Source organism: Parafrankia discariae (assembly GCF_000373365.1).
GTDB classification, from domain to species: Bacteria; Actinomycetota; Actinomycetes; order Frankiales; family Frankiaceae; genus Parafrankia; species Parafrankia discariae.
In genome coordinates this window covers 1-6,583 of record NZ_KB891125.1, presented here as the reverse complement: position 1 = coordinate 6,583, position 6,583 = coordinate 1, and the positions used below count along the sequence as shown (strand labels likewise).

Below are 6,583 nucleotides of genomic sequence, written 5' to 3'. Positions count from 1 at the left end.
CCACGTGGAAGAAGTCCACGGCCAGCATCGTCGACGCCTGCATGCGCAGGAACTGCCGCCAGGTCGTGTCGGTCTGCCGTTTCGGTGCCGGGGGCAGCCCCAGGGACGTCAGGACCCGGCGGATCGTGGACGCGCTCACCCGGTGGCCGAGTGTGTCGACGTCGTGCCTGTCCACCGGTTCCGACGTCGGAGTTCGCGGGGTTCCGGTTCCCACCTGAGGTGATCGTCCTCGCTGTCCGCTGGTGCCTGCGGTACGCACTGTCCTACCGGAATGTCGAGGAGTTGCTGGCTGAGCGCGGCGTCGAGGTTGATCACGTCACGGTCCACCGGTGGGTGCAGTGATTCACACCCCTACTCGCCGACGCGGCCCGGCCCTCCCGGCACCGGCCCAGCGACAGGTGGTCCGTCGACGAGACCTACGTCAAGGTCGCCGGCCAGTGGACCTACCTGTACCGGGCGGTCGACCAGCACGGCCAGGTCGGCGAGGTCACCACCGACAAGGCCCCGGTCTACCCGCGGATCCTCGACGAGCTCCTGCCCGAGGCATGTCATGTCGACGCCGCCCGAGAGAACAACCGGATCGAAGCCGACCACGGCCGGCTCAAAGCACGGCTCCGACCCATGCTCGGCCTGAAACGCCTCCGCTCCGCCCAGACCGTCAGCACCGGACACACCCTCGTATAGAACATCCGCCGCAGCCACTACGAACTCGCCATCGGCACCACCCCACAGCAGAGGCTGGCAGCCGCGTTCACCGAACTCGCCAGCGCCGTCTGATCGTGGGCCGCCAGGCCTCCGGCGTGCGTCGGATCCTCCCAACGCAACAGCACCGTAAATGCCACCGTGGGGTATTCTCCGCCTATCGTCACCTTTCTGCCGGTCGCCCACACTGCTCTAGCTGCTCTTTAATGCTCAAACTACGTAGCAGTAATCCATCCTGTCGTGGTTTCGCGAGTCGTTGGGCGGGCATCTTCCCCGCTGTCGTCCTCTTGCGGCCTGCATTTCCGACGACACGTTATATCGTCGGGCGCCGCCAGAGTGGAGACGCTTGCCGGCCGAGAAGACCCGGATCAATGTTCGGAGCCGGGCCATCCTCTCCCGATTGGAGATCCCATCGTGATCAAGATAATCATTACCGTTTGCACAGCCGCCTTGATGCCAATCCTATTCATCCTTGCCGCAAATCCTGCATCTGCGGCCAGTGTGGGACCAAGCTTCAACTCCAGGGCAGCATGCGTTGCATACGGAAACATGCCACCCGTTGACCAAGATTGGGCTTGCGCTTTTGAAGGCGACCGGTGGGATTACTACTATAATCCTTAGTTCTTAGAGTCGGTGCGCGTTTCAGATGAGGAATGACAGTGGAGTAGGGAGCTGGAGTCATCACGTTGCGTGACAGATTTCCAGCTCCCTCCCATCGGCACTGTTGCATAGGTGAAGTCGGCCATCGCGAGGCGTCCGATCGGCCATGATCGGGTGATGCGTCGACGTCGTGTCCGTCCCCCGGCTCCGACGTCGGAGTTCGCCGGTTCGGCGCTGTTGCATTCGGGGGATCCGGCGGACGCCAGCAAGGGCTCCGGCGACCGCGGTCAGACGGCACGGGCGAGTTCGGTGAACGCGGCTGCCAGCCGGAGCTGTGGGTCGGTGTCGGCGGCGAGCTCGTAGTGGCCGCGGCGGGTGTTCTGAACCAGGGCATGCCCGGCGCTGATCGTCTGGACCGAGCGCAGCCGTTTCAGCCCGCACATCGGTCGCAGCCGAGCTTTCAATCGGCCATGATCAGCTTCGATTCGGTTGTTCTCTTTGGCGGCGTCGACGTGACAGGCCTCGGGCAGGAGCTCGTCGAGGAGCCTCGGGTAGACCGGGGCCTTGTCGGTGGTGACCTCGACGGGCCGTCGGCCATGAGATAGGGCGCGGGTGAAGAATCGGCGGGCGGCGGCCTGGTAGCGGCGGGTGCTGGCGAGGATGTCGATGACCTGTCCGTGCTGGTCAACCGCCCTGTACAAGTAGGTCCAGCGGCCGGCCACCTTCACATACGTTTCATCGACGAACCATCTCTCGCCTGGTCGGTGCCGGCACGGCCGCGCCGCCTCGACCAGCAGGGGTGTGAAGCGCTGCACCCACCGGTACACGGTCACGTGATCAACCTCGAGGCCGCGGTCGGCGAGCAGCTCCTCGACATCCCGGTACGAAAGCGCGAACCGCAGGTACCAGCGAACCGCCAGCACGATCACCTCCGGCGGAAACCGGAACCCCGCGAACTCCGACACCGGAACCGGAACCGGAACCGGCGGAGCGACCGCACCTCGGCCCATGGGCCGATCATGCCCGGCCGCCGGTCCGGGCCCGTCACGGCCGATGCAACAGAACCTCTGAATCTATCAAGGGGATGTGGCCGTCGCGCCAGACCATGTAGTTGTTCGTGTCGAGCACGATCTTGCCGGCCAACTCTTCGACGGGCATGTCGTTGACGACTTTGAGGGGCACTGCGACGACTGCGAAGTCCCCGGCGGCCGCAGCATCTTCGGCACGGGCGGCGTGCGCGGACGGTCCAGGTCGGCGATGAGACCCTTCAGGGTCTTCGGTCCCCGGGAGTTGGCGATGACGACGGTGTAGCCGTTCCCGATCGCTGCGCGGGCGATCTGGCTTCCGACCTCGCCTGCGCCGATGATTCCGATGGTCGTCATGTGTGCCTTGGGGACTCGTGCTCGGTGTTTGAGGTGGGCAGGGCAGCGGAGGCCAGCAGAGCCAGCTTGTCCGCATCGCTGGAGCCAGCGTCCGGGTGATATACGACGAGCATCAGGCCCTCGGTGCCGTTGATGGCCAGTCGCTCTCGGTTGAGCGTCATCTCCCCGACCTGCGGGTGGTTGATCCGGAGCGGGGTTCCGCGCTGTCCACGTACTTCGTGCCGGGCCCAGAGCTGACGGAATCGCGGGCTTGCGAGGGAGAGCTCGCCGGTGAGTTCGATGAAGCGGGGATCGTCGATGTCGGTGCCCACGGCCTGTCTCAGGTTCGCGATGAAGCATTCGGTGACGTTCTCCCACTCCGGGTGCAGTGCCTGTTCGGCCGGTTCCAGGAACAGGTCTCGCAGCTGGTTGCCCCCGGCGGCCAGGCCCGGTGAGAGTGCTGTGGCCATGCGGTTCGCGGCGAGGATGTCGAAGTACCGGTCTTCGATGAAGGCAGGCTGCATGAGGGAGTCCAGGAGCTTCAGCGAGCCAGCGGGTGGGGTCTCCTTGCGCGGTCGGCGTTTCCGCTGTCGGGGAACCTCCGCAACCAGTGCCAGCAGGTGGGCGAAGTGGTCGTCGTCGAGCTGGAGCACGCGTGCGATCGACTCGAGCACCTGTACGGAGGGGTTGCGGTCGCGGCCCCGTTCCAGCCGTAGGTAGTAGTCGGCGCTGACGCCGGCGAGCATGGCGACTTCTTCCCGCCGCAGCCCCGACACGCGGCGCACACCGGCGTCGGGGATGCCGGCCTGCTGCGGCATGACCAGGTCGCGTCGGGCACGCAGGTACGCCCCGAGGGCATTCGTCGACTCGCTCATGCGGCGAGCCTAAGCCGCTGCTCAGCGGTCAACGGGGGTCGTGTCACACCCCAGGCTGCGGAGGGCTCTGGGTGAGTCGGTGTGCCGTGCATAGCGTGCACAACGGCCTGTTCGGGCGATGCATTTCGAGAGGACAGACATGACCGTCACGCTGATCACCGGAGCCAACAGGGGCATCGGTTACGAGACCGCCAGACAGCTGCTGGAGCTGGGGCACGACGTCTACGTCGGCGCGCGGGATGTCGCGCGAGGTGAGGCCGCCGCAGCGGCGCTCGGGGCGCGCTTCGTCCAGCTCGACGTGACCGACGATGCCTCTGTGAGCAGCGCGCTGACGGCGATCGGCGCGGCCGAGGGCCGTCTCGACGTCCTGGTACACAACGCGGGTGTGCTGGAGACCGGGCTCGACGGCCCCGCGGCTCTGCGCTCCTTCGACACGAACGCGGTGGGCATCGTGCGCGTCACGGAAGCCGCGCTGCCCCTGCTTCGCAAGTCGTCGAACCCCACCGTCGTCACCATTTCCAGCAGCGCCGGGTCGTTCTGGGCGGTGAACAATCCCGAGCGGCCGGAGTTCGCCCTGCCGCTGGCGCTGTACTCGGCGTCCAAGTCGGCCGCCACCATGCTGACGGTGCAGTACGCGAAGTCCCAGCCGGGCGTCAAGTTCAATGCTCTCGAGCCGGGCACCACCGCCACCGACATGACGGCCGCGTTCGGCATCGGACGACCGGTCGAGGAGAGCGCCCGAGTCGTCGTGCGTCTGGCCACCCTGGACCCGACCGGCCCGACCGGGACCTTTCAGGACGAGGCAGGAGAGCTGCCCTGGTGAGCACCTGCGACCAACTGCAGATTGCCGATACTCGCCTGCGCGTGGCGGGCGGACGCGGCAAGACGGCCGGAAATCCCACCTGGGCGGGTGTCGTCTCGCTGAGCCTGGGGATCTTCGCGATCGTCATGTCGGAGTTCCTGCCAGCGAGTCTGCTGCCACGCGTCGCCGACGACCTCCGAGTGTCGGCCGGCGCGGCGGGGCAGGCCGTCAGCGTCACCGCATTCGCTGCCGCCCTGGCGGCTCTGTTCATCTCGGTGGTCCTGCCGTGTGCCGATCGGCGCCGCGTCATGATCGGCCTCACCCTTCTTGCCGCCGTCTCCGACCTGATCGTGGCGATCGCACCCAACCTCTACGTGCTGCTGGCCGCGCGGCTCCTGCTGGGTGCCGCGCTCGGCGGGTTCTGGGCGATGGCCGCCGCGATGGCCGCGCACCTGGTGCCCACCGACCACGTCGGTCGAGCGCTGACCGTCATCAACTCCGGCGTCTCGGGCGCCACGGTCGCGGCCGTTCCGCTCGGCGCCTGGCTGGGCGGGGTCTGGGGATGGCGGGGGGTGTTTTTGCTCGGCGCCGGCGTTGCGGTGCTCGCTGTGATCGCGCAAGCGGCGACACTGCCGAACGTCACTCCTGCAGCGGCAAGCGGGCTTCGGGCGCTCGGATCGGTACTGCGCTCCGGCGTAGTCCTGGTCGGCCTGTTCGCGATACTGCTGATCTTCGGCGGGCATTTCATCGGATTCACCTACATCCGGACGGCCGTGCAGGACCTGTCCGGCATCGACGACGCCGGCTTCGCGGTGCTGCTGCTCGTGTTCGGTGTCGCCAGCTTCCTCGGCACGGCGCTCAGTGGTCCTCTGGCCGACCGCGCTCCGCGGGTGGGCATGTTCCTGTTCCCTGCTGTGCTGGGAGCAGGGATGCTCGTCATGCGCCTGACCGGTGGTTCGATCGTCGGCCTGTTCATCGCCGCCGCGGTGTGGGGTCTCGCGTTCGGCGGTGTGCCGACCACGATCCTGAGCTGGGGTGCCCGGACCGAGCCGACACGACTCGAGCAGATCGGTGGGGTCACCGTGACGGTCTGCAACATCGGGATCGCCGTCGGCGCAACCGTCGGTGGGGTACTCGTTGACGGCGTCTCGGCCAGCACACCACTGCTGGCCGGTGGCGTCGCGTCGATCGGAGGCGCCGCGGTGCTCGTGACTTTGCGCAGGCAGCGCCAGCGGTAGTTGCGACGGACCGGCGGCGGGCGGCGGATCTGGGGCTACTGGCGGTGTTCTTGGTCGTTACGGTGCCGCTGGTGGTCGCGGGCGTACTGCTCGCCGCGGCGACCAAGACGCTCGTCCCGGACTTCCGGTACCTGTTCGGCCGTCCGGCGGAGATTGAAGTTGCCCGCTCCTGTTCGCACCTGGACACTTTGGGATAATGACCCCAGGGAGTAGTACCGGTGCCGAGATCAAAACCGCCGTACACGGAGGAGTTCCGCCGGCAGATGGTGGATCTTGTCCGGGCTGGTTGACTGCCCGAGGAACTGGCGAAGGAATACGGCCCGTCGGGGCAGTCGATCCGTAACTGGGTGCGGGAAGCCTCCCGCGAGGACGACGCCCGAACAGACGAGATGACCACCGCCGAACAGGAGGAGTTGAGCCGTCTCCGGAAGGAGAACCGGCAGCTCCGCTACGTCTCGGGAGTTCGCGAAGATCTGCAAACGGCACCAGGTGAAACGCTCCGTCGGATCTGCCGGTGACTGTTACGACAGTGCGGTCACCGAGTCGTTCTTCGCCACTCTCGAATGCGAACTCCTCGACCGTACCACCTTCGCCACACATGATCAGGCCCGCGCCGCGATCTCTGACTTCATCGAGGGATTTCTGCAACCGGCGTCGCCGCCACTCCGCCAACGGATACCTCAGCCCTCACGAGCACAAAACCCACTTCCACGAGTACGATAAGGCCGCGTAACCGTTCAAAGTCCTGGTGGTCTCAGGCGATCAGTGCATCAGCCCTGGTAGAAGGGTGATCTGCTGATCGGAGGGCTGGGTGCGGGGCGTGGAGTTGACCTTGGAGGATCGGGAGTCGATCTCCAGGGGGCTGGCGGCGGAGTTGTCGCATCGGGCGATCGGGGTGCTGCTGCATCGCAGCCAATCGGTGATCAGCCGCGAGGTGACGCGCAACGGGGGTAACGCGAACTACCGGGCAGCGGACGCCCAGCGGCGCGCGGAGGAGAACCGCTG

The 6,583-nt window shown here is 66.6% G+C and carries 7 protein-coding genes and 4 pseudogenes; 7 read left to right on the top strand and 4 right to left on the bottom strand.

The features are described from left to right. Positions 1–259: pseudogene (locus B056_RS45955) on the bottom strand (integrase core domain-containing protein); the annotation flags it as partial. On the opposite strand from B056_RS45955, the pseudogene B056_RS35365 reads away from it, so the two are divergent. Beyond that, positions 151–777: pseudogene (locus B056_RS35365) on the top strand (IS6 family transposase). The pseudogenes B056_RS45955 and B056_RS35365 overlap by 109 nt on opposite strands. Before the next feature lie 812 nt (positions 778–1,589). Here the strand turns inward: B056_RS35365 and B056_RS0106040 are convergent. The 3 genes and pseudogenes from B056_RS0106040 to B056_RS35355 form a co-directional block, all read right to left on the bottom strand. Then, complete coding sequence (locus tag B056_RS0106040; protein WP_035750293.1) at positions 1,590–2,267, bottom strand: IS6 family transposase; 678 nt, start codon at positions 2,265–2,267, stop codon at positions 1,590–1,592. A gap of 103 nt (positions 2,268–2,370) precedes the next feature. Next, a pseudogene (locus B056_RS45950) lies at positions 2,371–2,684 on the bottom strand (NAD(P)-binding domain-containing protein); the annotation flags it as partial. Beyond that, positions 2,681–3,538, bottom strand: coding sequence for a helix-turn-helix domain-containing protein (locus B056_RS35355; RefSeq protein WP_018500992.1), 858 nt, complete (start codon positions 3,536–3,538; stop codon positions 2,681–2,683). The pseudogene B056_RS45950 and the gene B056_RS35355, both read right to left, overlap by 4 nt. 139 nt (positions 3,539–3,677) lie before the next feature. Between B056_RS35355 and B056_RS0106025 the strand changes: the two genes are divergently transcribed. The 6 genes and pseudogenes from B056_RS0106025 to B056_RS35350 form a co-directional block, all read left to right on the top strand. After that, entirely contained in the window at positions 3,678–4,361 is a 684-nt protein-coding gene (locus B056_RS0106025) for an SDR family NAD(P)-dependent oxidoreductase (RefSeq protein WP_018500991.1), read from the top strand. Further along, positions 4,358–5,578, top strand: a complete 1,221-nt coding sequence (locus B056_RS0106020; protein WP_230202848.1) for an MFS transporter — start codon at positions 4,358–4,360, stop codon at positions 5,576–5,578. Before B056_RS0106025 ends, B056_RS0106020 begins: the two co-directional genes overlap by 4 nt. Positions 5,579–5,649: 71 nt before the next feature. Next, positions 5,650–5,775 (top strand): hypothetical protein, encoded by a 126-nt coding sequence (locus B056_RS45295; protein WP_268258351.1) that lies wholly within the window; start codon positions 5,650–5,652, stop codon positions 5,773–5,775. Positions 5,776–5,868: 93 nt separating this feature from the next. Then, the gene (locus tag B056_RS45945) at positions 5,869–6,096 is read left to right on the top strand and encodes a transposase (RefSeq protein ID WP_154676868.1); all 228 of its coding nucleotides are present in this window, start codon (positions 5,869–5,871) and stop codon (positions 6,094–6,096) included. Continuing rightward, positions 6,068–6,301 (top strand): IS3 family transposase, encoded by a 234-nt coding sequence (locus B056_RS42415; RefSeq protein ID WP_195905844.1) that lies wholly within the window; start codon positions 6,068–6,070, stop codon positions 6,299–6,301. The genes B056_RS45945 and B056_RS42415 overlap by 29 nt, the downstream gene beginning before the upstream one ends. 103 nt (positions 6,302–6,404) lie before the next feature. Beyond that, positions 6,405–6,583: pseudogene (locus B056_RS35350) on the top strand (helix-turn-helix domain-containing protein); the annotation flags it as partial.